The following is a 25,364-nucleotide window of genomic DNA, read 5'->3' as shown; positions in this document are numbered from 1 at the left end:
GAGGCAATACACGATGAGTTATCTGGAACTGCACAAGCTGAACCTCGGCTACGCCAAGAACACGACGTCCGTGAAAGACCTGGACTTGCACGTCGAGCAGGGCGAACTGATTTCCCTGCTGGGCCCCAGCGGCTGCGGCAAGACCACCACCATGCGCGCGATTGCCGGCCTGATGCCGCTGCAGTCGGGCCGCATCGTGCTCGACGGCCGCGAGATCGGCAAGCTGGCGCCGAATAAACGCAATATCGGCATGGTCTTCCAGTCGTACGCCTTGTTTCCTCACCTGAATGTATACGACAACATCGCTTTCGGCTTGCGCCTGCGCAAGGTTGCGCCAGCTTTGCTGAAAACCAAGGTGGAAGCCGTGATCGCCGCCGTCGGCCTGGCGGGGTTCGAAACGCGCTTGCCGGCGCAGATGTCCGGCGGCCAGCAGCAGCGCGTGGCGCTGGCGCGCGCCATCGTCGTCGAGCCGGCCCTGCTGCTGCTCGATGAGCCGCTGTCGAACCTGGACGCCAAGCTGCGCGTGCAGATGCGCGCCGAATTGCGCCGCATCCAGCGCGAACTGGGCATCACCATGCTGTACGTGACGCATGACCAGGAAGAAGCGCTGGCTTTGTCCGACCGCATCGTCGTCATGAACAGCGGCCGCATCGAGCAGCTGGCCGCGCCGGAAGCCGTCTTCAATACGCCGTCGACGCGTTTTGTTGCCAACTTCATGGGCTTCGAGAACCTGTTCGACTACCGCGACGGCGCGCTGCACCACGCGGGCGCCAGCCTGCCGTACACGGCGCCGGTGACCTCGGGCACGACGGTGCTGGGCTGGCGTCCGGACAAGGTGCGCGTGTGCGCCGCCGACGATGCAAGCGGCCAGTACCCGGGCACCGTGCTGGCGCGCGGCTTCCTGGGCGACACCGTCGAATATCTGCTGCAAACGCCGCTGGGCCAGGTCAAGGGCATTTGCGCGGCCGGCGGCGCCGCCTGGCGCGAAGGCACGGCCGTCTCGTTCGTGCTGCCGTCCGACAGCGCCCTGTGTTTGGCTGCCTGATTTTTTAACTGGAAACCATCATGACCCAAGCCTTGAAAAAAATCTGGCTCGACACGGATCCCGGATTTGACGACTGGCTGACGATGTTGTTGCTGGGCAGCAATCCGGACATCGAGTGGCTGGGCGTGAGCGTGGTGGCGGGCAATGCGCCCGTCGCCATCACCTACGACAACGCCTTGCGCATCAAGGCCCATGACGGCTTGACGGTGCCCATCTACCGCGGCTGCGAAGAACCGCTGGCGGGCGTCATCGAAACGGCGCAGCGCATCCTCGGCGACAGCGGCATGCCGACGACCGGAGAAATCCTGCCGCCAGGCGCCGCCAGCGACGCTGCCGGCCACGCCGTCGACGCCCTGATCGCCGCCGTGCGCAAGCATCCGGGCCAGATCACCATCATGGCGATCGCGCCGATGACGAACCTGGCGACCGCCTTGACGCGCGCGCCCGATATCGCCGGAAAAATTGTCGAAATCATCCTGATGGGCGGCTCCACCGACCAGGGCAACCACACGGCGGCGGCCGAATTCAATATCTATGCGGACCCGGAAGCGGCCGCGCAGGTATTCAAGGCCGGCATCCCGCTGCGCATGTTCGGCCTGAACCTGTGCCGCCAGCTGCTGGTCACTAAACTGGAAGTGGCACGCCTGCGCGCCATCGCCACGCCGCGTGCCTTGCGTCTGGCTGGCTACCTGGAAGCGTATGTGCGCATCCGCAGTGCCGACGGTTCCGTGCCCATGCCCATGTACGACCCGGTCGTGGCGCTGTACCTGGAAGCGCCGCAGCTGTTCCAGTTCCAGCCGGCTCACGTGGCCATCGAATTGACGGGCGAACTGACGCGCGGCATGACGGTATGCGAGTTCCGCGTGCCGCGCCGCGCGCCCATCAACACGCAAGTGGCGATGCTGGCCGACGGCCCGGCTGCCATCGAGCGCCTGATGCGCCGCCTGGCCGCCATTCTCGTCTGATCTTTTTTCCACTAACGAAGCGAGCTTCATGAGTCACCCTGCCGACACCCTGCCTGCCCTGAGCATCGAACAGTTTTTACGCGCCATGCCGAAGGTGGAGCTGCATTGCCACCTGTTCGGCACGGTGCGCCAGGCCACTTTCCGCGCGCTGGCCGCCAAGGCGGGCAATGTCGTCACTCCCGAAGAGATCGACGCTTTCTATACGCGCGGCGACAAGCCCGTCGGCGTGCTGCGCGTGCTGCGCGCGCTCGACGCGCACCTGATCGTCACGCCGACCGACCTGTATTGCCTCGCCTACGAATACCTGGAAGACGCGCATGGCCACGGCGTGCGCTATGCGGAGTTCTTCTGGAATCCGACCGGCACGGTGCGCGTGTCGGGCATCCGCTACGGCTCGGCGCAGGACGCCATCGTGGCCGCCATCCGCGACGCGCAAAGGGATTTTGGCGTGATCGGCCGTCTGATCCCCAGCATCGACCGTGAAGCCGCTCCCGCGGAAGCCGTGCAGATGGTGGAATGGATGAAGGCGCACCGCGCGCCGGAAGTCATCGGCATCGGCATCGACTACCGCGAAAACGACCGTCCGCCGGAACTCTTCATCGAGGCCTACCGCGCCGCGCGCGAGGCCGGCTTCAAGTGCACGGCGCACGCGGGCGAATTCGGCATGCCGTGGATGAACGTGGAGACGGCCATCGAGCAATTGCAGGTGGACAGGGTCGACCACGGCTACACGATTGTTGATAATCCTCAACTGGCGCAGCGCTGCGTGGAGCGCGGCCTGGTGTTTACCGTCGTGCCCACCAATTCGTATTACCTGCGCACCCTGGCGCCCGAGCGCTGGGCCCTTGACCACCCGATCCGCGCCATGGCCAGGCTGGGCCTGAAACTGCATCCGAACACGGACGACCCGACCCTGCACCACGTGACGCCGACAGGCGCCTGGATGATGATGCGCGAATTCGGCTTCGGCCTCGATGACATGCGCGGCTTCATGTTGAATGGCCTGGACGCGGCCTGGATAGACGAGTCCACGCGGCGCGACTGGCGCGCGCAATTTACGCGTGAATTCGACGCGCTGCGCAGCCGGGTCGTCGAGTAAATCAGGCTGACACTGGCGGCGGCGCCAGCAGCGACGGAAACGCCCGCTGCGGGCAGCTTTGGCGCTCGCACACCTTGCAGCCCGTGCCGATCGGCGTGGCGCCGCCGGGATCGTGCAGGTCCAGCCCTTTCGAGTAAATCAGCCGGTGCGCCTGCGAGATGTCGCAGCCCAGCGCCACGGCGAAAGTCTTGCCGGGCGCGCGGAAGCCGGGCGACGCCGTGCTGACCTGGCGCGCGATCCATAAATAGGTGCAGCCGTCGGGCATGCTGGCCACTTGCGTCAGTACCTGGCCCGGATGGCTGAAGGCGTCGTAGACGATCCACAGGGGGCAAGTGCCGCCCACCCTGGAAAAATGGAAATCCGTCGCGGACTGGCGCTTCGACACGTTACCCGCGCGGTCAACGCGCACGAAGAAAAACGGCAGCCCCGCCGCATCGGGGCGCTGCATGGTGCTCAAACGGTGGCACACGGCTTCAAAACCCACACCGAACTGGTGCGCCAGGCGCTCGATATCGTAGGCGCGCGACTCCGCCGCCTGCAGGAAGCGCTGATACGGCATCAACAGGGCGCCGGCAAAATAATTGGAAAACGCCAGGCGCGCGCCCGTCTGCGCGGCCGCGCCGGACAATCCCGCCGCCAGCACCAGCGCGTCGATCAGCGAACTGTGTTCGAGCAGGCTGATTTGGGCCGCCATCTGGAAGGCGCGCTGGCCCCCTGTCAGGGTGTCGGGCAGAAACAGGATATGTTGTTGCGCATCAAAGCGGTGCTTGCGCACCATGCCCGCGTCGCCATCGGACAGCTGCACCTGGATGCCGTGGCGCTCCATCAGCCGGCTTTGCAGGGCGTCGAGCGTGCGCAGTTGCGGGTCGAGTTCGCCCGCCACCAGCTCGGCCGCCCGGTCCAGTTCATCGATGTAATTTTGTCGCCGGTTCAGGTATTCGCGCACTTCCTCGTCCGTGGATGGCGCGGCCGAACTGGCGCCGCGGCTGCCGTCATCGAGGCGCGCGGCCAGCGTATCGGCCCGTTCCGCCATCACCCGGTAGCGCCGCTGCAAGAGCAAGATCGAGCGCGCCAGTTCCGGCATGTTTTCCACCAGCATTTTCAGTTCCGCCATCGAGGTGGGCGGCGCGTCGGGCAATTCGCCGAACACGTCGCGCACGTCGGCCACCAGGCTGGCGCTGTCGTGCTCGGAAAAGATTTGCGGGTCGACCCCGAGAACACTGCCGATGCGCAACAGGATCGGCACCGTCAGCGGGCGCTGGTTGCGCTCCATCTGGTTCAGGTAGCTGGGCGAGATGCCCAGGGACTTGGCCAGCGCCACCTGCGTCATGCGCCTTTCCTCGCGCAGGCGCTGCAGGCGCACGCCCATGAAAACCTTTGCCATCGCGTTTACTCTCCCTCGGTTTGTGGAATCTGCAAATTTACAATCTTTGCAGATTAACAGATTCAGCTTTGCATTATCTCGCATTTTCACGCCTTGTTTGCGCTGGGGATTGTGCGAATAATGCAAACAGACCATACCCACACCAGGAGACACCGAGTGACCACGCAAAACATAATTCCGACCGTTCCCCTCTTGATCAACGGCGAATGGGTCGAATCCCGCACCACCGTCTGGCGCGACGTCGTCAACCCCGCCACGCAGGAAGTCCTGGCCAAGGTGCCGTTCGCCACGCCCGATGAAGTCAACGCCGCCATCGCCTCGGCCCAGCGCGCCTTCAAAACCTGGCGCAAGACGCCGATCGGCGCCCGCGCGCGCATTTTCCTGAAACTCCAGCAGCTGATCCGCGAAAACATGGCCGACCTGGCCGCCACCCTGACGATGGAACAGGGCAAGACCCTGCTCGACGCGGAAGGCGACGTGTTCCGCGGCTTGGAAGTGGTCGAGCATGCCGCCAATATCGGCACCCTGCAGATGGGCGAATACGCGCAAAACGTGGCCGGCGGCGTCGATACCTACAGCGTGATGCAGCCGCTGGGCGTGTGCGCCGGCATCACCCCGTTCAACTTCCCCGCCATGATTCCGCTGTGGATGTTTCCGATGGCGATTGCCTGCGGCAATACTTTCGTGCTGAAACCATCGGAGCAAGACCCGCTGGTGACGGAAAAACTCGTGCGCCTGGCCTTGCAGGCGGGCATTCCGGCTGGCGTGCTGAACGTCATTCACGGCGGCGAGGACGTGGTCAACGCCCTGTGCGACCACCCGGACATCAAGGCGATTTCGTTTGTCGGCTCGAGCAAGGTGGGCACGCATGTGTACCAGCGCGCCAGCCTGAACGGCAAACGCGCGCAGTGCATGATGGGCGCCAAGAACCATGCCGTCGTCTTGCCTGATGCAAATAAAGAACAGACCTTGAACCAGCTGCTGGGCGCAGGCTTCGGCGCGGCCGGCCAGCGCTGCATGGCGGCGTCCGTTGCCGTGCTGGTGGGCGAGGCGCGCGAGTGGCTGCCGGAACTGTCCGCCAAGGCGCAAACCCTGACGGTGGGCGCGGGCAAGGACAATCCTGACCTGGGCCCTGTGATTTCCTGCGCGGCAAAAGAGCGCGTGTTTGGCCTGATCGCCAAGGGCGTCGAGCAGGGCGCCGTGCTGACCCTCGACGGCCGCGATGTGAAGGTCGACGGCTATCCGAACGGCAACTTCGTCGGGCCGACGATCCTGTCCGGCGTGAAACCCGGCATGGCCGTGTATGACCAGGAAATCTTCGGCCCCGTCCTGATCGTCGTCGAAGTCGACACGCTCGATGAAGCGATCGCCCTGGTGAACGCGAATCCGAACGGCAATGGCACGGCCCTGTTCACGCAAAGCGGCGCCGCCGCGCGCTATTTCCAGGAAGAAATCGACGTGGGCCAGGTCGGCATCAACGTGCCCATTCCCGTGCCCGTTCCCCTGTTCAGCTTTACGGGCTCGCGCGGCTCCAAGCTCGGTGACCTGGGCCCGTTCGGCAAGCAGGTCGTGCTGTTCTACACGCAGACGCAGACGATCACCCAGCGCTGGTTCACGGATGCGGCGTCGGTGGGCAAGGTCAACACCACCATCAGCCTCAAGTAAGGAGCTGGCATGGACTTTGAACTGAGCGACGAGCAGCGCGAGTTCCAGCAGGCGGCGCGCGCGTTTGCCGAGGGCGAATTGGCGCCGCACGCGGCCCGCTGGGATGCGGAATCGATCTTTCCCGTGGAAACCATCGCCAAGGCGGGCGAGATGGGCTTTTGCGGCCTGTACACGCCGCAGCGCTGGGGCGGCCTGGGCCTGTCCCGCCAGGACGCGGCCATCGTCTTCGAGGAACTGGCCGGCGGCTGCACCTCGACCACGGCCTATATCACGATCCATAACATGGCCACCTGGATGCTGTCGCGCTGGGGACAGGAAGCCCTGTGCGACGAGTGGGTGCCAGCGCTGGCCGCCGGCCGGAAGCTGGCCAGCTATTGCCTGACGGAACCGCAATCGGGTTCCGACGCGGCATCCTTGCGCACCAAGGCAGTAAAAGAGGGCGATTTTTACGTGCTCGACGGTACGAAAGCGTTCATCTCGGGCGCGGGGCAGACGGACATGCTGATCGTCATGGCACGCACGGGCGGCGAGGGTGCGGCCGGCATTTCCGCCTTTGCCGTGCCGGCGGATCTGCCCGGCATCGTGTATGGCAAGAAAGAAGAAAAGATGGGCTGGAACAGCCAGCCTACGCGCATCATCAGCTTCGACCAGGTGAAAGTGCCTGTTGGCAACTTGCTGGGCGCGGAAGGCGAAGGTTTTGCGATTGCCATGAAGGGCATCGACGGCGGGCGCATCAACATCGCCGTGTGCTCGGTGGGCACGGCGCAGGCGGCCCTGACGCGCGCGCAAACGTATATGAAGGAGCGCACGCAGTTCGGCCGCGAGCTGGCCCAGTTCCAGGCCCTGCAATTCAAGCTGGCCGACATGCTGACGGAACTGGTGGCGGCGCGCCAGATGGTGCGCCTGGCAGCCTGGAAACTTGACCAGGAAAGCCCGGATGCGACGGCATATTGCGCCATGGCAAAACGTTTCGCGACGGATGTGGGTTTTAATGTCGCCAACGATGCGCTGCAATTGCACGGTGGCTACGGCTACATCCGCGAGTATCCGCTCGAGCGCCACGTGCGCGACACGCGGGTGCACCAGATCCTGGAAGGGACGAATGAAATCATGCGCCTGATCGTCGCGCGAGCGATTTTGAAAGACGGCGCCACGGAGACCTTACGATGACTAAAGTGTATACCAATCTGCTGCTGGAACGCCGTGGCCACACGGCCCTGGTGACTCTCGACAACCCGCCCGCCCATACCTGGACCCTGGCCAGCCTGCGCGCCCTGAAAGAACTGGTGGCCGACCTGAACGCGGACGCTGACGTGTACGCGCTCGTGATCACGGGCGGCGGCGCCAAGTTCTTCTCGGCCGGCGCCGACCTGAACGTGTTTGCCGATGGCAACAAGGACACGGCCTTCGCCATGGCCGCCGCCTTTGGCGAGGCCTTCGAGGCGCTGTCCGCATTCCGCGGCGTCAGCATCGCCGCCATCAACGGCTACGCCATGGGCGGCGGGCTCGAATGCGCGCTGGCCTGCGATATCCGCATCGCCGAGGAACACGCGCAGATGGCCTTGCCGGAAGCGTCCGTCGGCTTGCTGCCGTGCGCGGGCGGCACGCAGCACCTGCCGTGGCTGGTGGGCGAAGGCTGGGCCAAGCGCATGATTTTATGCGGCGAGCGCGTCGATGCGGCCAGGGCCCTGGCCATCGGCCTCGTCGAGGAAGTCGTGCCAACCGGCAAGGCTGCCGCCACGGCCCTGGCCCTGGCGGCCAAGGTGGCGCGCCAGAGTCCCAGCAGCGTGACGGCGTGCAAGTCACTGATCCAGGGCGCGCGCAGCCGTCCCCTGGTCCATTCACTGCCCGATGAACGCACCTTGTTCCTGGGCCTGTTCGATACGCAAGATCAGAAGGAAGGCGTGCAGGCGTTCCTGGAAAAACGTCCGGCGGAGTGGAAGAATGGTTGAGACTTTGCTTGAAACCGTGAAAATCGAGGAACGCGACTGTCCCGGCGGCATGAAGCTGGGCGTCATCACCCTCGATGCGCCCAAATCCTTGCACGCGCTGACCCTGGACATGATACGCGCCATCGACAGCGCCCTCGTGCGCTGGGCCGCTGACGACGCCATCGCCTGCGTGGTGCTGCAATCGTCGACGGACAAGGCCTTTTGCGCGGGCGGCGACGTGCGCAGCCTGCGCGCGGCCATCGTCGAGCAGCCCGGCGTCGTGCCGAACCCGCAGGCGCTGGCCTTCTTTGCCGAGGAATACCGGCTCGACCACCGCATCCATACGTATGCGAAACCGTTGCTGGTGTGGGGCGGCGGCATCGTCATGGGCGGCGGCCTGGGTCTGATGGCCGGTGCTAGCCACCGGGTCGTGACGGAAAGCACGCGCATCGCCATGCCGGAAATCACCATCGGCCTGTTTCCCGACGTGGGCGGCAGCTGGTTTCTGGGCCGCATGCCAGGGCGCAGCGGCCTGTTCCTGGGCTTGACGGGCGCGCCGCTGAACGCGGCCGACGCCCTGTTTGCGGGCCTGGGCGACTATTTCCTGCGTCAGGAAGAACGGAACATGGTGCTCGACGCGCTGGCGCTGGCGCAATGGCAAGCCAGTCCGCAGGCGAATCACCAGCAGCTGGACCGCCTGCTGCGCGGCTTCTCGGCTCCCGCATCCATGTTGCCCGTGTCCGAAGTGCGCGCCAACTTCGACGCCATCGCCGCGCTGACGCAAGCGCCCACCTTGCCCGAAGTGGTGGCCGCCATTGCCGCCTATGACGGTGATTCGGCCTGGCTGCAAAAGGCGGCCCACTCGCTGGACAAGGGCGCGCCCAGCTCGGCCGCCCTGGTCTGGGCCATGCGTGTACGCACGCGTCATCTGAGCCTGGCGCAAGTGTTCCAGCTGGAACTGATCGTCGCCGTGCAATGTTGCGCCCATGCTGACTTCAGCGAAGGCGTGCGCGCCTTGCTGATTGACAAGGACAACGCGCCGCAATGGCAGCCGGCCACCCTGGGTGACGTCAGCGCAGCGTACCTGGACGAGTATTTTGCGGCGCCGTGGACACAGCATCCGCTGGCCGACCTGCCCATTTAAACATTTAAGTAGTGCATAAAAATGCTCAGGGCTAGGCAACAACGCCATGGGCTTTTTTAGGCGCTACAGGAGACTCTAAAAATGCAACATATCGCTTTTATCGGCCTGGGCAACATGGGCGCGCCGATGGCCCGCAACCTGGTGGCCGCCGGTTTCCACGTATCCGTGTTCGACCTGGCGCCGGCGGCAGTGGCGTCCCTCGTCGAGGCGGGCGCCACGGCGGCCGCGTCCGCCAGTGCGGCCGTGCAGACGGCCGACGCCGTCATCACCATGCTGCCCGCCAACAAGCACGTGCAGGAACTGTACCTGGGGGCCGGCGGCGTGCTGGACTCGGCCAAGCCGGGCGCCTTGCTCATCGATTGCAGCACTATCGCCGCCGACGTGGCGCGCCAGGTGGCGCAGACGGCCAGCGAGCGCGGTTTTGCCATGATCGATGCGCCCGTCTCGGGCGGCACGGCGGGCGCGGCGGCCGGCACCCTGACCTTCATCGTCGGCGGCCCGGACGCCGCCGTGCAGCAGGCGCGACCCCTGCTGGAAAAGATGGGCAAGAATATCTTCCATGCCGGCGAGGCGGGCGCGGGCCAGGTGGCGAAGATTTGCAACAACATGCTGCTGGGCATTCTGATGGCGGGCACGGCCGAGGCGCTGAACCTGGGCGTGGCGCATGGCCTGGACCCGAAAGTGTTGTCCGAGATCATGGCCAAGAGTTCCGGCCGCAACTGGACCCTGGAAGTGTACAACCCGTGGCCTGGCGTCATGGACGGCACGCCCGCTTCGCGCAACTACAGCGGCGGCTTCGGCACGGCGCTGATGCTGAAGGACCTGGGCCTGGCGCAGCAGTCGGCCTTGTCGGCGAACGCGCCCACGCCCTTGGGCGGCCTGGTGCGCCAGCTGTACCAGATGCATGCGCAAGCCGGTTATGCGCAGCAGGATTTCTCCAGCATCGTGCAAATGCTGCAGCCGGGTCTGAACAAACCCGGTTGAGGAATGTTGGGCAAAAAAAAAGCCCGCTGGTGAAAGCGGGCTAAATCCAATTCTTGGAAGAGTTGGAGGAGACAGATGCATTATGCTGCATCGCCACATATAACTCCAATTTATCTTTGGAATATCAAATATAGATTTCCGTGATATCTCTTCCCGGTAGCCGCCTGGCGGCTACCGTCGTCGCAACTCAGGCCGGATTGCAGGCGACCTTCACCGTCGTCACATTCGCTTCGCCCATCGTGCCGACGCCGGTGCCTTGTTGTACCACGCACAGCAGCCCCTTCGGCTGGGTGAAGACGCTGACGTTATAGGTGGTGCCATCGGCAACAGGGCCGGTCATGGTAAAGGCCGTGGCGTCCTTGGCCACCGTTGTCTGCGTATTGCCGTTAATCAGCACCAGGCCGTCCACCGTCAGGCCGGAAACCGTGCCGCCCACGCTATAGGTATTTTGTGAACAAGAAACAAAGGCGCTGATATTGAGGTAGTGACCAGCCGAACCGGAACCGCCGCTGATGCTGCAGGTCATGTGGGCCGGTTGTTGCTTGAAGGTGATGTTGTACTCGGTGCCGTAGTCGATGCGCTTGGCAAAGGTGAAAGATGTCTTGCCGGCCGCGACGGGCAGGGATTCGCCGCCATTGGCCAGGATCAGTCCTTCATTGTTCAAGCCGGAGATTGTGCCGCTGACATCGTACGAGGCCTTGCCGCCGCAAGCGGCCAGTCCCAGGGTCAGCAGCAGCGCGGCGAGTGGGCGCAAGCAGGATAACTTCATGTATTTCTCCAAAAAATAGGTGACGGATCGCAAGGATTACTGCGGCGTGCAGTCAAGTGTGGCCGCGGTCGTGGCGGCAGAGCCCATCGTGCCGACCGTATCGCTGCCGTCGGCACTTTTCGAACCCTGGAAGCGGCACGTCTGGCCCGTTGGCTGAGTCCTTATGGAAATACTGTACGGGGCGCCGTCAGCAACGGTTTTGAATTCGTAGGAGGTGGCGCCAGCCAGTGGGCTGATGCCGTTGGAACCCATCACCAGGCGCAAGCCGCCAGCGTTCAGGCCCGTGATGGTGCCGCTCAGCGCGTAGGTATTGGTCTGGCAGGTCACCTGGGCCGTGGTCACGGAGTAGCTCGACGCCTTGCCGCTGCCGTTGATAATGGTGCAGACGGCGCCCTTGGGCTGTTGCGCAATGGTGATATCGTAGCGGTCATCGGTGTTGACCAGCTTGGTGAAAACAAACGAGGTCTGGTTCGCAGAGATCGGCAAGCTTTCGCCATTATTCAGGAGAACCAGGCCATCTTTTGCCAGGTTGACGACCTGGCCTTGCAGATACAGGTTGCCGCCGCTGCCGCCGCAGGCTGCCAGGGTGACGGCGCAAGCCGCCGCCAGCATCGAGCGCAGGTACAAATTTTTCATACATTCTCCAAAACGAATTAGGTGGGGTAGCGCAACACGGACGCTGGCGCCGCATTGGAATGGCGCCTATTTTAGTCTATCTGGCAAGCCGGATGACCTTGCCTTGTATCACCCTGTAACAATTTTTTGCCGGGAAGCGCCGGTCCGGCCCCATTTCACGGGGGCGGCGCCATGCCGGCGGCGGCGATCGGTGCGACAATAGAGGCAAGCTGCGCACCGTGGCGCGGCATCCATCGTGAGTTCCATGTCCCTTGCCCCTGTAAAAGCTGTCGTGCCGCCCAAGGCCATCCTGTTCGACCTCGACGATACGCTGTGGCCTATCGCACCCGTGATCGCCGCCGCCGAAATCCTGTTGCACGACTGGCTGGCCACGCATGCGCCCAAGGTGGCGCAGCAGTTCTCCAGCGAGATGTTGCGTCAGCACCGTTTGACCATGCTCAACGAACAGCCGCATTTTCATGGCAATCTGATCGAGTTGCGCCGCGCGGGCCTGCTGGCCGCTTTTGAAGCGGCAGGCGAGGATGCCGCCCTGGTCGATGGCGCCATCGTGCACTTTTTGGCCGCCCGCAACCGTGTCCAGCCCTATGACGATGTCTTGCCTGGCCTGGCCTGGCTGCGCCAGCGCATGCTGGTCGGCTCCATCTCGAATGGCAACGCGGACCTTGAAATTATCGGCCTGGCGCAGCATTTCAAGGTGTCCATCGCCGCCAGCGATTTCGGCGTGGCCAAGCCCGATGCCAGCATCTTCCTGGCCGGTTGCGCCGCGCTGGGCGTGGCGCCGCACGAAGCCGTGTACGTGGGCGACGACCTGTATTTCGACGTGACGGGGGCGCAGGGGGCGGGCATGCGCGCCGTCTGGATGAACCGCAAGGGCAGCGACGCGCACCTGGCGGCTGGCGTGCAGCCGGACGCCATCTGCGCGAACTTTGACGAATTGCTGCTGTGGCTGCAAAGGCAACTGGAAGATTGATCGCCGCTGACCGGGCGAACGTGCATAATAGACGCTGTTGACGCACGTTTGGCCGCCTTCGTTGCCGTTTGCGTCACAGTACCTTGCTTAACTACACACCATGCAACTCGATACACGTGCCCAAACACTGCTGAAAGCCCTGGTCGAGCGCTATATCGCCGACGGCCTGCCGGTCGGTTCGCGCGCCTTGTCGAAAATTTCCGGTCTCGACCTGTCGCCGGCCACGATCCGCAACATCATGGCCGATCTGGAAGAGCTCGGTTATGTGGCCAGTCCCCATACCTCGGCCGGACGCATCCCCACGCCGCGCGGCTACCGCATCTTTGTCGACACCTTGCTGACGGTCAAGCATCTCGATGAACACCTGGTGGAGTCGCGCCTGCGCCTGCAGACGCCGCAGCCGCAAAAAACCATCGCCAATGCGGCGCAGATGCTGTCGTCGCTGTCGCAATTTGCCGGCGTCGTGCTCAGCCCGCGCCGCGAATCCGTGTTCCAGCAAATCGAATTCCTGCGCCTGTCCGAAAAACGCATCCTGCTCGTCATCGTCGCCCCCGGTGGCGACGTGCAGAACCGTTTATTGCTGACGGAGGCGGACTATACGCCGGCGCAACTGGTGCAATCGGCCAATTACATCAACCAGAACTATGGCGGCCTGTCGTTTGACGCCGTGCGCGTGCGCCTGCAGGGCGAGTTGCGTCAGCTGCGCGACGATATGGGCAGCCTGATGCAGGCGGCCGTGGAGGCGGGCAGCGAAGCGATGGCCGATCATAGCGACGATATGGTGATTTCCGGCGAGCGCAACTTGCTCAGCGTGAGCGATTTGTCATCGAATATGCACTCGCTGCGCCAGATGTTCGACATGTTCGAGCAAAAAACGGGCCTGATGCAGCTGCTCGACGTGTCGAGCAAGGCGACGGGCGTGCAGATTTTCATCGGCGGCGAGTCGAACCTGGTGCCGATGGATGAGATGAGCGTGGTGACGGCGCCGTATGAAGTCAACGGCAAGATCGTGGGAACGCTGGGAGTGATCGGACCGACGCGCATGGCTTACGAGCGCGTCATTCCGATAGTCGATATCACGGCGAAATTACTGTCCAACGCACTCAGTCATCATTGAACGTCAGGCCGGCCGTTCCCTTGCGGAAACGGCCGGCTCGTATCAGGCGGATTTGTGCGGGCAGGCCGTCTTGATGCAGTTGCCGTAGATAGCCAAGGCGTGTTCGGCGATCTTGAAGCCGCGCTCTTCGGCCACTTTTTGCTGGCGGATTTCGATGTCTTCGTCGAAGAATTCTTCGACCCGGCCACAATCGAGGCAAACCAGGTGGTCGTGGTGGGAACCTTCGTTGAGCTCGAAGATGGCCTTGCCGGTTTCAAAATGGTTGCGGTTGAGCAAGCCTGCCTGTTCGAATTGCGTCAGGACACGGTAGACAGTTGCCAAACCGACATCCATATTGTCGGCCAGCAGAATTTTGTAGACATCTTCCGCTGTCAGGTGGCGTACCGGGCTACTCTGGAAGATATCGAGTATCTTCAGCCGTGGCAGGGTCGCTTTCAGGCCGCTTGCCTTGAGATCACTAGGATTGTTACTCATGTTTGTTGCTCGTATGTGGGTCAGGTGCTTTATCATATAGCGTTTTGTCGGGGAGTGCCAAAATATGCATTTTTTGGCGGGCCGGTCACTCCTGGCGTTTTGTTCATTCAATTGAGGTCATTTATGCGCGTAACACCGGCTGTATTGCCATCTCTCTGGCACCGTCTTTCATTTCGAGCCCCAGTCGTGGCAGGCATGGTCTGTGTCGCGCTGGTGGCGTCTGGTTGCGCCAGCCGTGGCATCCTCGGCGAAAAGCCCGCCATTACCCAGAAAGAGGGCAAGGAAGTCGTGCCTGAAAATGGCGCGCAGACGACAACCATCACGCCGCTGCAGAAATTCATGTGGTTTTTCTCGCCATATCGCCCAGATATTCAACAAGGCAACTTTGTTTCCGAAGAAATGCTGGCCCAGTTGAAGGTAGGCATGACGCGCGACCAGGTGCGTTTTGTTCTCGGCACTTCGTTGTTGACCGATATCTTCCATGCCGACCGCTGGGATTATCCCTTCCGCCTGGCCCGGGGCAGCGGCGAAACCACCAGCAGCCGCGTGGTCGTGTTCTTTGACAAGGAAGGCAAGGTTGCGCGTTTCGAAGGCGGCAACCTGCCGACAGAAAAAGAATATATCGACCGCATCGCCGGTCCGTCGCCGTTCGCCAAAGTGGCCAAGGCCGATGTGCCCGCCGCCGTCGTGCCGTCGCCCGTGGCGCCAAGCGCCGTGCCGGTACCGGCCGATGCCACGCCCGCCATTCCTGTGAGCAAGCCTGAAGTTGCACCAGCGCCGGCGCCTGCCGCCGAGCCTGCGCCCACAGCCGAGCCCACCAAATAAGTTGCTGTAAGAGAATAAAATGACTGAACTGAAAATTGCCATCGCTGGCGCCAGCGGCCGCATGGGCCATATCCTGATCGAAGCCGTCAGCAACGCCCCGGACGCCGTGCTGGCCGGCGCCCTTGACCGCGCCGGCTCGCCGTCCGTCGGCCAGGACGCGGCCGCCTTCCTGGGCAAGCCTGCCGGCGTGCTGATCGCGTCCGACCTGGCCGCCGGCCTGGCCAATGCCGATTACCTGATCGATTTCACGCGTCCCGAAGGCACTTTGCAGCACCTGGCGTACTGCGCCGAACACGGCATCAAGATGATCATCGGCACCACCGGTTTCGATGACGCGGGCAAGGCCGCCATTGCCGCCGCCGCCGAAAAGACGGCCATCATGTTCGCGCCGAACATGAGCGTGGGCGTGAATGTCACCATGAAACTGCTGGAACTGGCCGCGAAAAGCCTGTCCGAAGGCTACGACATCGAGATTATCGAAGCGCATCACCGCTTCAAGGTCGATGCGCCGTCGGGCACGGCCCTGCAAATGGGTGAAGTGGTGGCCGGCGCCCTGGGCCGCGACCTGAAGGAATGCGCCGTGTACGGCCGCGAAGGCGTGACGGGCGAACGCGATCCGTCCACCATCGGCTTTGCGACCATCCGCGGCGGCGATATCGTCGGCGACCATACGGTGCTGTTTGCCGGCATCGGCGAGCGCATCGAGATCAGCCACAAGTCGAGCAGCCGCGTCACCTACGCCCACGGCGCCCTGCGCGCCGCGCGTTTCCTGGCCGACAAGCCGACCGGCCTGTTCGACATGCAGGACGTGCTGTCGCTGAAGAACTGAGGACGACCATGGCCACTGCCATCCTGAATGGAAAAGACATCACCGACGCAGCGAGCTTTCACGCGCAATGCGCGCAAGCCTTCGGTTTCCCTGAGTTCTACGGCAACAGCATGGATGCCTGGGTCGATTGTCTCAGCTACCTGCGCGACGATGAAAACATGACGCAGTTCCGTTTGAAACCGAATGAAGTGCTGGAAATCGTGGTGCAGGACGCGGATGCGATGAAGGCGCAAGTGCCTGATTTGCTGGAAGAAATCACCTTCTGTATCGCCGGCATCAATGAGCGCTACGACGATTATGGCGAAAAGCCGGCGTTGAAACTGACGCTGAAGTAACGCTGAAGACATAAAAAACGCCGGACAGTTTTGCAACTGGCCGGCGTTTTTGTTTAGACGACCTTGCGTTCGCGCAAACCGTCAATCTCCCCACTCTCCAACCCCAGCCACTGCTGCAGCACTTCCTGCGTATGCTGCCCCAGCAATGGCGGCGGCAAGCGGTACTGCACCGGCGAGCCGGACAGGCGCACGGGATTGGCCACCAGCGCAACAGTCCCCGCCGTCGGATGCGGCATCTCCACTTTCAAGCCCCGCGCCACCACTTGCGGGTCGGCAAAGACCTGGTCGATGCGGTTGACGGGGCCGCAAGGCACGGCTTGCGCCTCGAAGGCCGCTATCCATTCGGCCGTCGTGCGCATGACCGTGGTCTGGCGCATCAAGGGGATCAACACCGCCCGGTGCGCCACCCGCTGCGGGTTGGTGGCGAAGCGTTCATCCTGCGCCCATTCCGGGTGGCCGGCGACGGCGCAGAAGCGCGAAAACTGGCCGTCGTTGCCGATCGCCAGAATCATGTCGCCATCGGCCGTGGGAAAGTCTTGATATGGAACAATGTTCGGATGCGCATTGCCCATGCGCTGGGGCACCTTGCCGCCGCACAAGTAATTGGCCGCCTGGTTGCCCAGGGCTGCCACTTGCACGTCCAGCAGGGCCAGGTCGATGTGCTGGCCCAGGCCCGAGCGCGCGCGTTCGGCCAGCGCCGCCTGCACGGCGATGGTGGCGTACAGGCCCGTCATGATGTCCGTCTGCGCCACGCCCACTTTTTGCGGCCCGGCGCCCGGCTGGCCATCGGGCACGCCGGTGATGCTCATCAGGCCGCCCATGCCCTGGATCAGGAAGTCGTAGCCGGCGCGCGCCGCGTACGGCCCATCCTGGCCAAAGCCGGTAATCGAGCAATACACGAGGCGCGGGTTGAGCGCCAGCAAGCTGGCAGAGTCCAGGCCATATTGCTTCAAGCCATCCAGCTTGAAATTTTCCAGCAACACGTCTGCTTCTTGCGCCAGCCGGCGCACCAGCGCCTGGCCTTCGGGCGCGGCCAGGTCGATGCACAAGGAGCGCTTGTTGCGGTTGGCGCACTGGAAATAGGCGGCCTCGGCCGTGTCGCGGCCGTCCTCGTCCTTCAGATACGGCGGACCCCAGGAGCGCGTGTCGTCGCCGCGGCCCGGCTGCTCGACCTTGACGACGTCGGCACCGAGGTCGGCCAGCAATTGTCCGGCCCACGGACCGGCCAGCACGCGCGACAGGTCGAGCACGCGCAAGCCTTCCAGCGGCGCGGGCCGCAGGGTGGAAGCCAAGGCGTCCATCAGTTGCTGAAGGCGGCGATGCCGGTGATGGCGCGGCCGATGATCAGCGCGTGCACATCGTGCGTGCCTTCATAGGTGTTGACCACTTCCAGGTTGACCAGGTGGCGGATGACGCCGAACTCGTCGGAAATGCCGTTGCCACCCATCATGTCGCGCGCCATGCGGGCGATGTCGAGCGCCTTGCCGCAGCTGTTGCGCTTCATGATGGAGGTGATTTCCACGGCGGGCGAGCCTTCATCCTTCATGCGACCCAGGCGCAAACAGCCTTGCAAGCCCATGGTGATTTCCGTCAACATGTCCGCCAGTTTCTTTTGCACCAACTGGTTTGCAGCCAGCGGGCGGCCGAATTGCTGGCGGTCCATCGTGTACTGGCGCGCCTTCAGGTAGCAGTCTTCGGCCGCGCCCAGCGCGCCCCAGGCGATGCCGTAGCGGGCGCTGTTCAGGCAAGTAAACGGACCTTTCAGGCCGCGCACGTCGGGGAAGGCATTTTCTTCCGGGCAAAATACTTCATCCATGACGATTTCGCCGGTGATGCTGGTGCGCAAGCCGACCTTGCCGTGGATTTCCGGCGCCGACAGGCCTTTCCAGCCTTTTTCCAGCACGAAACCGCGGATCGCGCCTTCGTCGTCCTTGGCCCAGACGACGAACACGTCGGCAATCGGGCTGTTGGTGATCCACATCTTGGCGCCGGAGATACTGTAGCCGCCCGGCACCTTGCGCGCGCGCGTGACCATGCTGCCCGGGTCGGAGCCGTGGTTCGGTTCCGTCAGGCCGAAGCAGCCGATGAATTCGCCCGTCGCCAGTTTCGGCAGGTATTTCTGTTTGGTTTCTTCGTTGCCGAAGGCATTGATCGGCACCATCACCAGCGACGATTGCACGCTCATCATCGAGCGGTAGCCCGAATCGACGCGCTCGACTTCGCGCGCGGCCAGGCCGTAGCAAACGTAGTTCAGGCCGGCGCCGCCGTATTCTTCGGGAATGGTGGTGCCCAGCAAGCCCAATTCTCCCATTTCGCGGAAGATGGCGGCGTCCGTGCGGCCATGGCGGAACGATTCAAGCACGCGCGGCACCAGGCTGCCCTGGCAATAGTCGCGGGCCGCTTCCAGCACGGCGCGCTCGTCGCCCGTCAGTTGTTCTTCCAGCAGCAGGGGGGAATTCCAGTCGAATACGGTTTTGCTCATCACAGGCCTCGCAGGTGAGCGCCGGTGATCGGCGCAAAATTGAATATGGCTCATGGTAGATTTTTGCCTTACCTTGCGCAAACGATTTTTTCGCACCCAGACATGCGTATTGCGCATATCTTGGGGCATACTGGCGTATCTTTTCCTTCCTTTGAGATGCCATGTCGCGAAAAATTCCCATGCTGCAAGCTTTAAATTGCTTCGAGGCGGCCGCGCGCCACCAGAGCTACACGCATGCGGCGCGCGAACTGTCGCTGACGCAAAGCGCCGTCTCGCGGCAGATATCCTCCCTGGAAAGCTTTCTTGGTGTGCAACTGTTCCAGCGCACGCGCCACGGCGTGCTGCTGACCAGCGCCGGCGCCGCGTATGCGCGCCAGATTGCGGCACGGCTCGATGGCCTGGAACGCGATACGCTCGACACCATGGCGCGCCAGGGCGGTGGCGGCGCGCTGCAACTGGCGTCCGTGCCGACGTTTGCCACGCGCTGGCTGATGCCGCGGTTGTCGTCACTGGCGGGCTTGCATCCCGACATCGTCGTGCATATCGATGCTTACACGAAGCCGTTCATGTTTGCCGATACGGAATACGATGGCGCCCTGTATGCGGGCACGCCCGAGCAGCTGGCGCGCTGGCCCGGCACGCGCGCCACCCTGCTCATGCATGAGGAAATCGTGCCCGTCGCCAGTCCGCGCCTGCTGGCCGCGCGCAGTCACTGGCAGCCGCAGGATATGCTGGAATTGACGTTATTGCAGCAAAGCACGCGCCCCGGCGCCTGGCGCCAATGGTGCGACGCCATGCAGGTCGATGGCGAGCTGGCCCGTTATGGCGCCCGCTATGAACTGTTTTCCATGCTGGCCATGGCGGCCGTGCAGGGGCAGGGCGTGGTCTTGCTGCCGCGTATGCTGGTGGAGGCGGAACTGGCGCGTGGCGAGCTGCGCATTGTATGCGAGCGCCCACTGCGCGGCCAGCGGGCATATTATCTGATCACGCCCGAGGCGGCGCATGAAAAGCTGGCCTTGCAGCAGTTCCGGCTGTGGCTGCAAGGCGAAGCGGCCTAGGCGACCTTGGCCGTATCGAAGTGGGGATTGTCGATCAGGCCGATCTGGTTGCCGAACGGATCGAGCAATTCCACCGTGCGGATGCCGTCGCCCACGTCCGTGATCGGGTGGTGCAGGGTGCCGCCCAGCGTAACGATGCGCTCGACTTCCGCTTCGATGCCTTCCACGCCCCAGTAGGTGACGCTGCCCTGCGTGCCAGGCTGGCCGCCCGGCAGCAAGCCCAGCTCGAAGCCGCCGATGGCAAAGCCGACATAAAAAGGCTGGTCGAAATACGGTGCCGTGCCGAACACCTGGCTGTACCAGGCCTTGGCCTGGTCCAGGTCGGGGACGGGATAGGTGACGGTGCGCAAGCCCTTGATCATGTTTTGCTCCTGTTGGTTGAAATAGTCGGCGAAATAGCTGGCATCATCATGCCACCGGCGCGCGCCGCGCGATTGGAAAAATGGAAGGTGCTCATGCGCGCCGGCCCGTCAGCCACGCCTCGGGCGAAGTATGGGCGAAATCCTGGAAATCGTGGATCAGGTGCGACTGGTCGAAATAGCCATATTCCAAGGCAATTTGCGCCCAGTCCGGCTGCCCCGGCAGGCTTTTCAAGCCAGCGCTGGCGGCCCGGAAACGGCAGATGCGGGCAAACAGCTTCGGGCTGATGCCCACTTGTCGCCGGAATTGCAGCGCCAGGTGCTGGCGCGACACGCCCAGCCGCTCGGCCAGGCCATCCACGCGCAGCATGCCGTGCGCGCCTTCGATGGCGGCAATCGCGTGTTCGGCGACGCCGGCCGGGCGCAGCGGCGGCCCCTGGCGCAGGCGCAGCAGCAGATAATCTTGCAAAATGGCAATTCTTTGTGCATTGGACAAGGGTTCGCTCCACAGTGCATCGCCGAGGCGCGCCGCCAGATCGCGGCCCCACAGTTGCCGCAGATCGGCACGTCCATCATTGAGTTCGCACAGGGGCAGCCGGAAGAAACGGGCCGCCGCGCCCGGCTTGAAGCGGGCCGCCACCGTCTGCACGAGGCCATGGCTGACGACGGCAATCGGCGCCGTCATCATGCCCACGGCAAAGCTGGCATCCTGCTGGTCCTGGCACAAAATATCGATGCAATTGTCCGGCAAGACATGGTGCGTCAGGGGCGTGGCGCCCGTCTGCACGCGGCAGGTCCAGACGCAGTCCAGCCATGGCCGCAGGGCGGGGATGGGGGCGACTTCCTGGTAGACGATCATGGCCGGCTTTGATGCAAAGAACAAGATTGTGTATATATCACACAGCATAATTGTGCGCTCGCAAAAATATGCCGGCCCGGGCCGCCAGCGCGCCGCGCTATCGGGCGGCGACAACCAGTATAATGCTCGGTTCATATCCACTATTGGCCGCACATCATGCAAGATAAATATAGTCCCGCCGACGTCGAACAAGCCGCCCAATCGCACTGGAAGGCGATCGACGCCTATAAAGCCGTCGAACACGACCCGCGTTTCCCAAAAGGCAAGTATTTTGCCTGCTCGATGCTGCCTTACCCTTCGGGCAAGCTGCACATGGGTCACGTGCGCAACTATACGATCAATGACGTGATGTACCGCTACCTGCGCATGAACGGCTACAACGTGCTCATGCCGATGGGCTGGGATGCGTTCGGCATGCCGGCGGAAAACGCGGCCATGGCCAACAACGTGCCGCCCGCGCAATGGACGTATTCGAACATCGCCCACATGAAGCAGCAGATGGAATCGATGGGCCTGGCCATCGACTGGTCGCGCGAAATGACCGCCTGCAAGCCTGAATACTACAAATGGAACCAGTGGATGTTCCTCAAGATGCTGGAAAAAGGCATCATCTACAAGAAAACCGGTACCGTGAACTGGGACCCGATCGACCAGACCGTGCTGGCCAACGAGCAAGTGGTCGATGGCCGCGGCTGGCGTTCCGGCGCGCTGATCGAAAAGCGCGAAATACCCATGTACTACGCGCGCATCACCGATTACGCGGAAGAGCTGCTGGCGTATGTGGACGACAAGCTGCCGGGCTGGCCCGAGCGCGTGCGCATCATGCAGACCAACTGGATCGGCAAGTCGACGGGCGTGCGCTTCGCCTTCCCACACCAGATCAAGGACGCGAATGGCGCCCTGATCGGCGACGGCAAGCTGTATGTCTTCACCACCCGTCCGGACACCGTCATGGGCGTGACCTTCTGCGCCGTGGCCGCCGAGCATCCGCTGGCCATCCACGCCGCGCAGACGAATCCTGCACTGGCCGCTTTCAACGCCGAGTGCAAGCTGGGCTCCGTGATCGAAGCGGACATGGCGACGATGGAGAAGAAGGGCATGCCGACCGGCCTGTTCGTCACGCATCCGCTGACGGGCGCGCAGGTGGAAGTCTGGGTCGGCAACTACGTGCTGATCACCTATGGCGACGGCGCCGTGATGGGCGTGCCGGCGCACGACGAACGCGATTTCGGCTTCGCCAAGAAATACAATCTGCCGATCAAGCAAGTGATCGAAGTCACGGGCCAGGAATTTTCGACGGACGCCTGGCAGGAATCGTATGGCAGCAAGGACGGCGTCTGCGTCGCTTCCGGCAAATACGACGGCCTGCATTTCGCTTCCGCCGTCGACGCGGTGGCCGCCGACTTGGCGGAACTGGGCCTGGGCGAAAAGAAAACCACGTTCCGCCTGCGCGACTGGGGCATTTCGCGCCAGCGCTACTGGGGCACGCCGATTCCGATGATCCATTGCGCCGACTGCGGCGTGGTGCCGGTGCCGGAAAAAGACCTGCCGGTGGTGCTGCCGGAAGACTGCGTGCCGGACGGCACGGGCAATCCGCTGAACAAGTACGAAGCCTTTTTGCAGTGCGACTGCCCGCAGTGCGGCAAGCCGGCGCGCCGCGAGACGGACACCATGGATACCTTCGTCGATTCGTCGTGGTACTACATGCGCTATACCTCGCCGGGCTCGAACGACGCCATGGTCGATGCGCGCAACGATTACTGGATGCCGATGGACCAGTACATCGGCGGCATCGAACACGCCGTCATGCACTTGCTGTACGCGCGCTTCTGGACCAAGATCATGCGCGACTTCGGCCTGGTCAAGTTCGACGAGCCTTTCGTCAACCTGCTGACGCAGGGCATGGTGCTCAACGAAACGTACTTCCGCAAGGACGCCGCGGGCAAGACCACCTGGTTCAACCCGGACGACGTGCGCCTGTCCCTCGATGACAAGGGCCGTCCGCAGTCCGCCATCCTGGTGGCCGACGGCCAGCCGGTGGAAATCGGCGGCACGGAAAAAATGTCGAAGTCGAAGAACAACGGCATTGACCCGCAAGCGCAGATCGAACAGTATGGCGCCGACACGGCCCGACTGTTCACCATGTTCGCTTCGCCGCCGGAACAGACGCTGGAGTGGTCGGGCAGCGGCGTCGAAGGCGCGAACCGCTTCCTGCGCCGCGTGTGGAACTTCGGCTACGCCCAGTCGGCAACGATCCAGGCCGCACTGGCTGGCGGCGCCGCTCCTGCCACGGGCGACGCACAGAAAAACCTGCGCCGCGAATTGCACAAGCTGCTGCAGCAGGCCGATTACGACTTGAAGCGCATCCAGTACAACACCGTGGTGTCTGCCTGCATGAAGATGCTCAATACCCTGGAATCGGCCAAGCTGGACGACAGCGCGCAGTCGAAGGCGCTGATCGCCGAAGGCTTCTCCATCTTCCTGCGCCTGCTCAATCCCGTCGCGCCGCACATCACCCACGTGTTGTGGCAGGAACTGGGCTACGCCGGCGTGCACGGCGACCTGCTCAACGCTGAATGGCCGCAAGTCGACCCGCAAGCGCTGGAGCAGTCCGAGATCGAGATGATGATCCAGGTGAACGGCAAGCTGCGCGGCTCGATCACGGTGGCCAAGGATGCGGACAAGGCCAGCATCGAAGCGGCCGCGCTGGCGTGCGAAAGTGTACAGAAGTATGTTGAAACCACGCCGAAGAAGATCATCGTCGTGCCGGGCAAGTTAATCAGCATCGTGGTGTAATCATGACGATTTCCTCTCAAGTATCGCTGTCGGGCCGCCGCGCCGTGCTGGCGTTGGGCCTGACAGTCCTGCTGTCGGCCTGCGGCTTTCACCTGCGCGGTTCGAATGGCAGTTTCATGCTGCCGTTCGCGACGATGTATATCGGCTTGCCCGACTCATCGCCGCTGGCGATTGACCTGAAACGCTATATCCGCGCCATCGGCAGCACGGAAGTGGTTAACCTCAAGGATGGCGCGGACGCCGTCCTTGAAGTCCTCAGCGATCCGGAGAGGACTCGTACCAAGACCATCCTGTCCCTGAACAAAAATGGCCGCGTAAGCGAGTACCAGCTCGGATACTCGATCAATTTCCGTGTGCTGGACAAGGCGGGGAACCAGTTGCTGGCGCCGACGACCATCAGCCTGGTGCGTCCGATCACGTTCAATGAAGCGCAGTTGCTGGCCATGGAGACGGAAGAAACGCAGCTGTACCGTGACATGCGCAACGATATGGTGCAGCAGATCATGCGTCGCCTGGCCGCCATCAAGCCGCTGCTGCCAGCCATGTCGGTGGCGCCAGTGGCGCCCGTGACGCCGGTCGCGCCGGCAACCCCGCAGCAGTAACGGGGCCGCCATGCAATTGCGGATAGACGCGCTCGATGGGCATGTGGCCAAGCCGCTGGCGCAGCTGTATGTGATCACCAGCGACGAGCATCTGCTGGCGCTGGAAGCTGCCGACAAGATCCGCCGCGCGGCGCGCGCGCAAGGGTTTTCCGAGCGCGACGTGCTGACGGTGGAGCGCAGCTTCAAGTGGGGCGAACTGCTGGCGGCGAATCAGGAGCTGTCGCTGTTCGGCGATAAAAAATTGATCGAGCTGCGCATCCCCACCGGCAAGCCGGGCAAGGATGGCGGCGCGGCGCTGCAAAGCTATGCAAAAAACCTCAGCCCCGACAATCTGACGCTGATCACCTTGCCCAAGCTGGACTGGGCCACGCAAAAGGCGGCCTGGGTGGCCAGCCTGCAGCAGGCAGCCGTCTACATCGAGATTCCGAATGTGGAACGGGCGCAGTTACCGCTGTGGATAGGCCAGCGCCTGGCGGCGCAGGGGCAGAGCGCGGAGCGGGCCAGCATCGACTTCATCGCCGAACGCGTCGAAGGCAACCTGCTGGCGGCGCACCAGGAAATCCAGAAGCTGGGCTTGCTGCACGCAGCGGGCAAGCTGACGTATGAGCAAGTGCAGGACGCGGTGCTGAACGTGGCCCGCTACGATGTCTTCAAGCTGTCCGAAGCCATGCTGGCAGGCGACCCTGCGCGCCTGGTGCGCATGCTGGAAGGCTTGAAAGGCGAGGGCGAGGCGCTGCCGCTGGTCTTGTGGGCCGTCTCCGAGGAAATCCGCACGCTGTTAAAATTGAAATCGGGCATGGCGCAGGGACGTCCGCTGAGCGCTCTGCTGAAGGAATGCCGCATCTGGGGGCCGCGCGAGCGCATGATGGAGCCAGCCCTGCGGCGCATTTCGCTGCCCGTGCTGGAAGCGGCGCTGCAACAGGCGGCGCAGGTGGACAAGATGATCAAGGGCTTGCGCGCCAGGGGCTACGCGGGTGATGCCTGGGACGCCATGCTGCAACTGGGTCTGAAGATCGCCAAGGGTTAACTTTTATGG

The 25,364-nt window shown here is 63.3% G+C and carries 25 protein-coding genes; 17 read left to right on the top strand and 8 right to left on the bottom strand.

Features of this window, described 5'->3' with window-relative positions:
• Nucleotides 1-13 precede the first annotated feature (13 nt).
• From CBW50_RS05870 to CBW50_RS05860, 3 genes are read left to right on the top strand one after another with little or no spacing between them, the layout of a single operon-like run.
• Nucleotides 14-1,045 carry an ABC transporter ATP-binding protein gene (locus tag CBW50_RS05870; protein ID WP_086144670.1) on the top strand — a complete coding sequence of 344 codons (1,032 nt, stop codon included), beginning with the start codon at nucleotides 14-16 and terminating at the stop codon, nucleotides 1,043-1,045.
• 20 nt (nucleotides 1,046-1,065) lie between these two features.
• Entirely contained in the window at nucleotides 1,066-2,010 is a 945-nt protein-coding gene (locus CBW50_RS05865; RefSeq protein WP_226936408.1) for a nucleoside hydrolase, read from the top strand.
• Nucleotides 2,011-2,038: 28 nt separating this feature from the next.
• Nucleotides 2,039-3,109 carry an adenosine deaminase gene (locus CBW50_RS05860; RefSeq protein ID WP_086144669.1) on the top strand — a complete coding sequence of 357 codons (1,071 nt, stop codon included), beginning with the start codon at nucleotides 2,039-2,041 and terminating at the stop codon, nucleotides 3,107-3,109.
• Nucleotide 3,110: 1 nt separating this feature from the next.
• Here the strand turns inward: CBW50_RS05860 and CBW50_RS05855 are convergent, their stop codons facing one another.
• Nucleotides 3,111-4,493 (bottom strand): short-chain fatty acyl-CoA regulator family protein, encoded by a 1,383-nt coding sequence (locus tag CBW50_RS05855; RefSeq protein ID WP_086144668.1) that lies wholly within the window; start codon nucleotides 4,491-4,493, stop codon nucleotides 3,111-3,113.
• A 156-nt stretch (nucleotides 4,494-4,649) separates the two neighbouring features.
• On the opposite strand from CBW50_RS05855, the gene CBW50_RS05850 reads away from it, so the two are divergent.
• The 5 genes from CBW50_RS05850 to mmsB all read left to right on the top strand — a co-directional run bounded on the left by CBW50_RS05850 (nucleotide 4,650) and on the right by mmsB (nucleotide 10,217).
• Nucleotides 4,650-6,158, top strand: coding sequence for a CoA-acylating methylmalonate-semialdehyde dehydrogenase (locus CBW50_RS05850; RefSeq protein WP_253251905.1), 1,509 nt, complete (start codon nucleotides 4,650-4,652; stop codon nucleotides 6,156-6,158).
• 9 nt (nucleotides 6,159-6,167) lie between these two features.
• Nucleotides 6,168-7,328, top strand: coding sequence for an acyl-CoA dehydrogenase family protein (locus CBW50_RS05845; protein ID WP_086144666.1), 1,161 nt, complete (start codon nucleotides 6,168-6,170; stop codon nucleotides 7,326-7,328).
• Nucleotides 7,325-8,110 (top strand): enoyl-CoA hydratase, encoded by a 786-nt coding sequence (locus CBW50_RS05840; protein WP_086144665.1) that lies wholly within the window; start codon nucleotides 7,325-7,327, stop codon nucleotides 8,108-8,110. The genes CBW50_RS05845 and CBW50_RS05840 overlap by 4 nt, the downstream gene beginning before the upstream one ends.
• Nucleotides 8,103-9,233 (top strand): enoyl-CoA hydratase/isomerase family protein, encoded by a 1,131-nt coding sequence (locus tag CBW50_RS05835; protein WP_086144664.1) that lies wholly within the window; start codon nucleotides 8,103-8,105, stop codon nucleotides 9,231-9,233. The genes CBW50_RS05840 and CBW50_RS05835 overlap by 8 nt, the downstream gene beginning before the upstream one ends.
• Nucleotides 9,234-9,314: 81 nt before the next feature.
• Nucleotides 9,315-10,217 carry a 3-hydroxyisobutyrate dehydrogenase gene (mmsB, locus tag CBW50_RS05830; RefSeq protein WP_086144663.1) on the top strand — a complete coding sequence of 301 codons (903 nt, stop codon included), beginning with the start codon at nucleotides 9,315-9,317 and terminating at the stop codon, nucleotides 10,215-10,217.
• 187 nt (nucleotides 10,218-10,404) lie between these two features.
• Here mmsB and CBW50_RS05825 read toward each other — a convergent pair whose 3' ends face one another.
• Entirely contained in the window at nucleotides 10,405-10,986 is a 582-nt protein-coding gene (locus tag CBW50_RS05825; RefSeq protein WP_099419382.1) for a hypothetical protein, read from the bottom strand.
• 36 nt (nucleotides 10,987-11,022) lie between these two features.
• The gene (locus CBW50_RS05820) at nucleotides 11,023-11,622 is read right to left on the bottom strand and encodes a hypothetical protein (RefSeq protein ID WP_086144661.1); all 600 of its coding nucleotides are present in this window, start codon (nucleotides 11,620-11,622) and stop codon (nucleotides 11,023-11,025) included.
• Nucleotides 11,623-11,866: 244 nt separating this feature from the next.
• On the opposite strand from CBW50_RS05820, the gene CBW50_RS05815 reads away from it, so the two are divergent.
• Both CBW50_RS05815 and hrcA read left to right on the top strand, forming a co-directional pair.
• The gene (locus CBW50_RS05815; RefSeq protein ID WP_172404684.1) at nucleotides 11,867-12,592 is read left to right on the top strand and encodes an HAD family hydrolase; all 726 of its coding nucleotides are present in this window, start codon (nucleotides 11,867-11,869) and stop codon (nucleotides 12,590-12,592) included.
• A 100-nt stretch (nucleotides 12,593-12,692) separates the two neighbouring features.
• Nucleotides 12,693-13,709 carry a heat-inducible transcriptional repressor HrcA gene (hrcA, locus tag CBW50_RS05810; RefSeq protein WP_086144659.1) on the top strand — a complete coding sequence of 339 codons (1,017 nt, stop codon included), beginning with the start codon at nucleotides 12,693-12,695 and terminating at the stop codon, nucleotides 13,707-13,709.
• A 42-nt stretch (nucleotides 13,710-13,751) separates the two neighbouring features.
• Here hrcA and fur read toward each other — a convergent pair whose 3' ends face one another.
• Nucleotides 13,752-14,183, bottom strand: coding sequence for a ferric iron uptake transcriptional regulator (gene fur / locus CBW50_RS05805; protein ID WP_086144658.1), 432 nt, complete (start codon nucleotides 14,181-14,183; stop codon nucleotides 13,752-13,754).
• Between the two features lie 123 nt (nucleotides 14,184-14,306).
• Here fur and CBW50_RS05800 point away from each other — a divergent pair, with 123 nt between their 5' ends.
• The 3 genes from CBW50_RS05800 to CBW50_RS05790 are packed head-to-tail and all read left to right on the top strand — an operon-like array spanning nucleotide 14,307 to nucleotide 16,172.
• Nucleotides 14,307-15,008, top strand: a complete 702-nt coding sequence (locus CBW50_RS05800; RefSeq protein WP_226936411.1) for an outer membrane protein assembly factor BamE — start codon at nucleotides 14,307-14,309, stop codon at nucleotides 15,006-15,008.
• A 19-nt stretch (nucleotides 15,009-15,027) separates the two neighbouring features.
• On the top strand, nucleotides 15,028-15,837 hold the full coding sequence (dapB, locus tag CBW50_RS05795; RefSeq protein ID WP_086144656.1) for a 4-hydroxy-tetrahydrodipicolinate reductase: 810 nt from the start codon (nucleotides 15,028-15,030) through the stop codon (nucleotides 15,835-15,837).
• 8 nt (nucleotides 15,838-15,845) lie between these two features.
• The gene (locus tag CBW50_RS05790) at nucleotides 15,846-16,172 is read left to right on the top strand and encodes a barstar family protein (RefSeq protein WP_086144655.1); all 327 of its coding nucleotides are present in this window, start codon (nucleotides 15,846-15,848) and stop codon (nucleotides 16,170-16,172) included.
• 53 nt (nucleotides 16,173-16,225) lie between these two features.
• Here the strand turns inward: CBW50_RS05790 and CBW50_RS05785 are convergent, their stop codons facing one another.
• Entirely contained in the window at nucleotides 16,226-17,473 is a 1,248-nt protein-coding gene (locus CBW50_RS05785; RefSeq protein WP_086144654.1) for a CaiB/BaiF CoA-transferase family protein, read from the bottom strand.
• On the bottom strand, nucleotides 17,473-18,654 hold the full coding sequence (locus CBW50_RS05780) for an acyl-CoA dehydrogenase (protein ID WP_070220528.1): 1,182 nt from the start codon (nucleotides 18,652-18,654) through the stop codon (nucleotides 17,473-17,475). The genes CBW50_RS05785 and CBW50_RS05780 overlap by 1 nt, the downstream gene beginning before the upstream one ends.
• Nucleotides 18,655-18,815: 161 nt before the next feature.
• On the opposite strand from CBW50_RS05780, the gene CBW50_RS05775 reads away from it, so the two are divergent.
• Nucleotides 18,816-19,712, top strand: coding sequence for a LysR substrate-binding domain-containing protein (locus CBW50_RS05775; RefSeq protein WP_172404683.1), 897 nt, complete (start codon nucleotides 18,816-18,818; stop codon nucleotides 19,710-19,712).
• On the opposite strand, the gene CBW50_RS05770 is transcribed toward CBW50_RS05775, so the two are convergent.
• Nucleotides 19,709-20,074 (bottom strand): VOC family protein, encoded by a 366-nt coding sequence (locus CBW50_RS05770; protein ID WP_086144652.1) that lies wholly within the window; start codon nucleotides 20,072-20,074, stop codon nucleotides 19,709-19,711. The two genes, CBW50_RS05775 and CBW50_RS05770, sit on opposite strands and share 4 nt — an antisense overlap.
• 91 nt (nucleotides 20,075-20,165) lie before the next feature.
• Complete coding sequence (locus CBW50_RS05765; RefSeq protein ID WP_226936414.1) at nucleotides 20,166-20,954, bottom strand: helix-turn-helix domain-containing protein; 789 nt, start codon at nucleotides 20,952-20,954, stop codon at nucleotides 20,166-20,168.
• A 132-nt stretch (nucleotides 20,955-21,086) separates the two neighbouring features.
• On the opposite strand from CBW50_RS05765, the gene leuS reads away from it, so the two are divergent.
• The 3 genes from leuS to holA are packed head-to-tail and all read left to right on the top strand — an operon-like array spanning nucleotide 21,087 to nucleotide 25,355.
• A complete protein-coding gene (gene leuS, locus CBW50_RS05760; RefSeq protein WP_086144651.1) occupies nucleotides 21,087-23,726 on the top strand; it encodes a leucine--tRNA ligase in 2,640 nt (879 codons plus the stop codon).
• 2 nt (nucleotides 23,727-23,728) lie between these two features.
• Nucleotides 23,729-24,328, top strand: a complete 600-nt coding sequence (gene lptE, locus CBW50_RS05755; protein WP_086144650.1) for an LPS assembly lipoprotein LptE — start codon at nucleotides 23,729-23,731, stop codon at nucleotides 24,326-24,328.
• Nucleotides 24,329-24,338: 10 nt separating this feature from the next.
• The gene (holA, locus tag CBW50_RS05750) at nucleotides 24,339-25,355 is read left to right on the top strand and encodes a DNA polymerase III subunit delta (RefSeq protein WP_086144649.1); all 1,017 of its coding nucleotides are present in this window, start codon (nucleotides 24,339-24,341) and stop codon (nucleotides 25,353-25,355) included.
• Nucleotides 25,356-25,364: the final 9 nt, after the last annotated feature.

This window comes from Janthinobacterium sp. GW458P (assembly GCF_002127585.1).
Lineage (GTDB): Bacteria > Pseudomonadota > Gammaproteobacteria > Burkholderiales > Burkholderiaceae_D > Janthinobacterium.
Note: the sequence above shows the minus strand (reverse complement) of the source record. Positions and strands in the feature narration are given on the sequence as shown.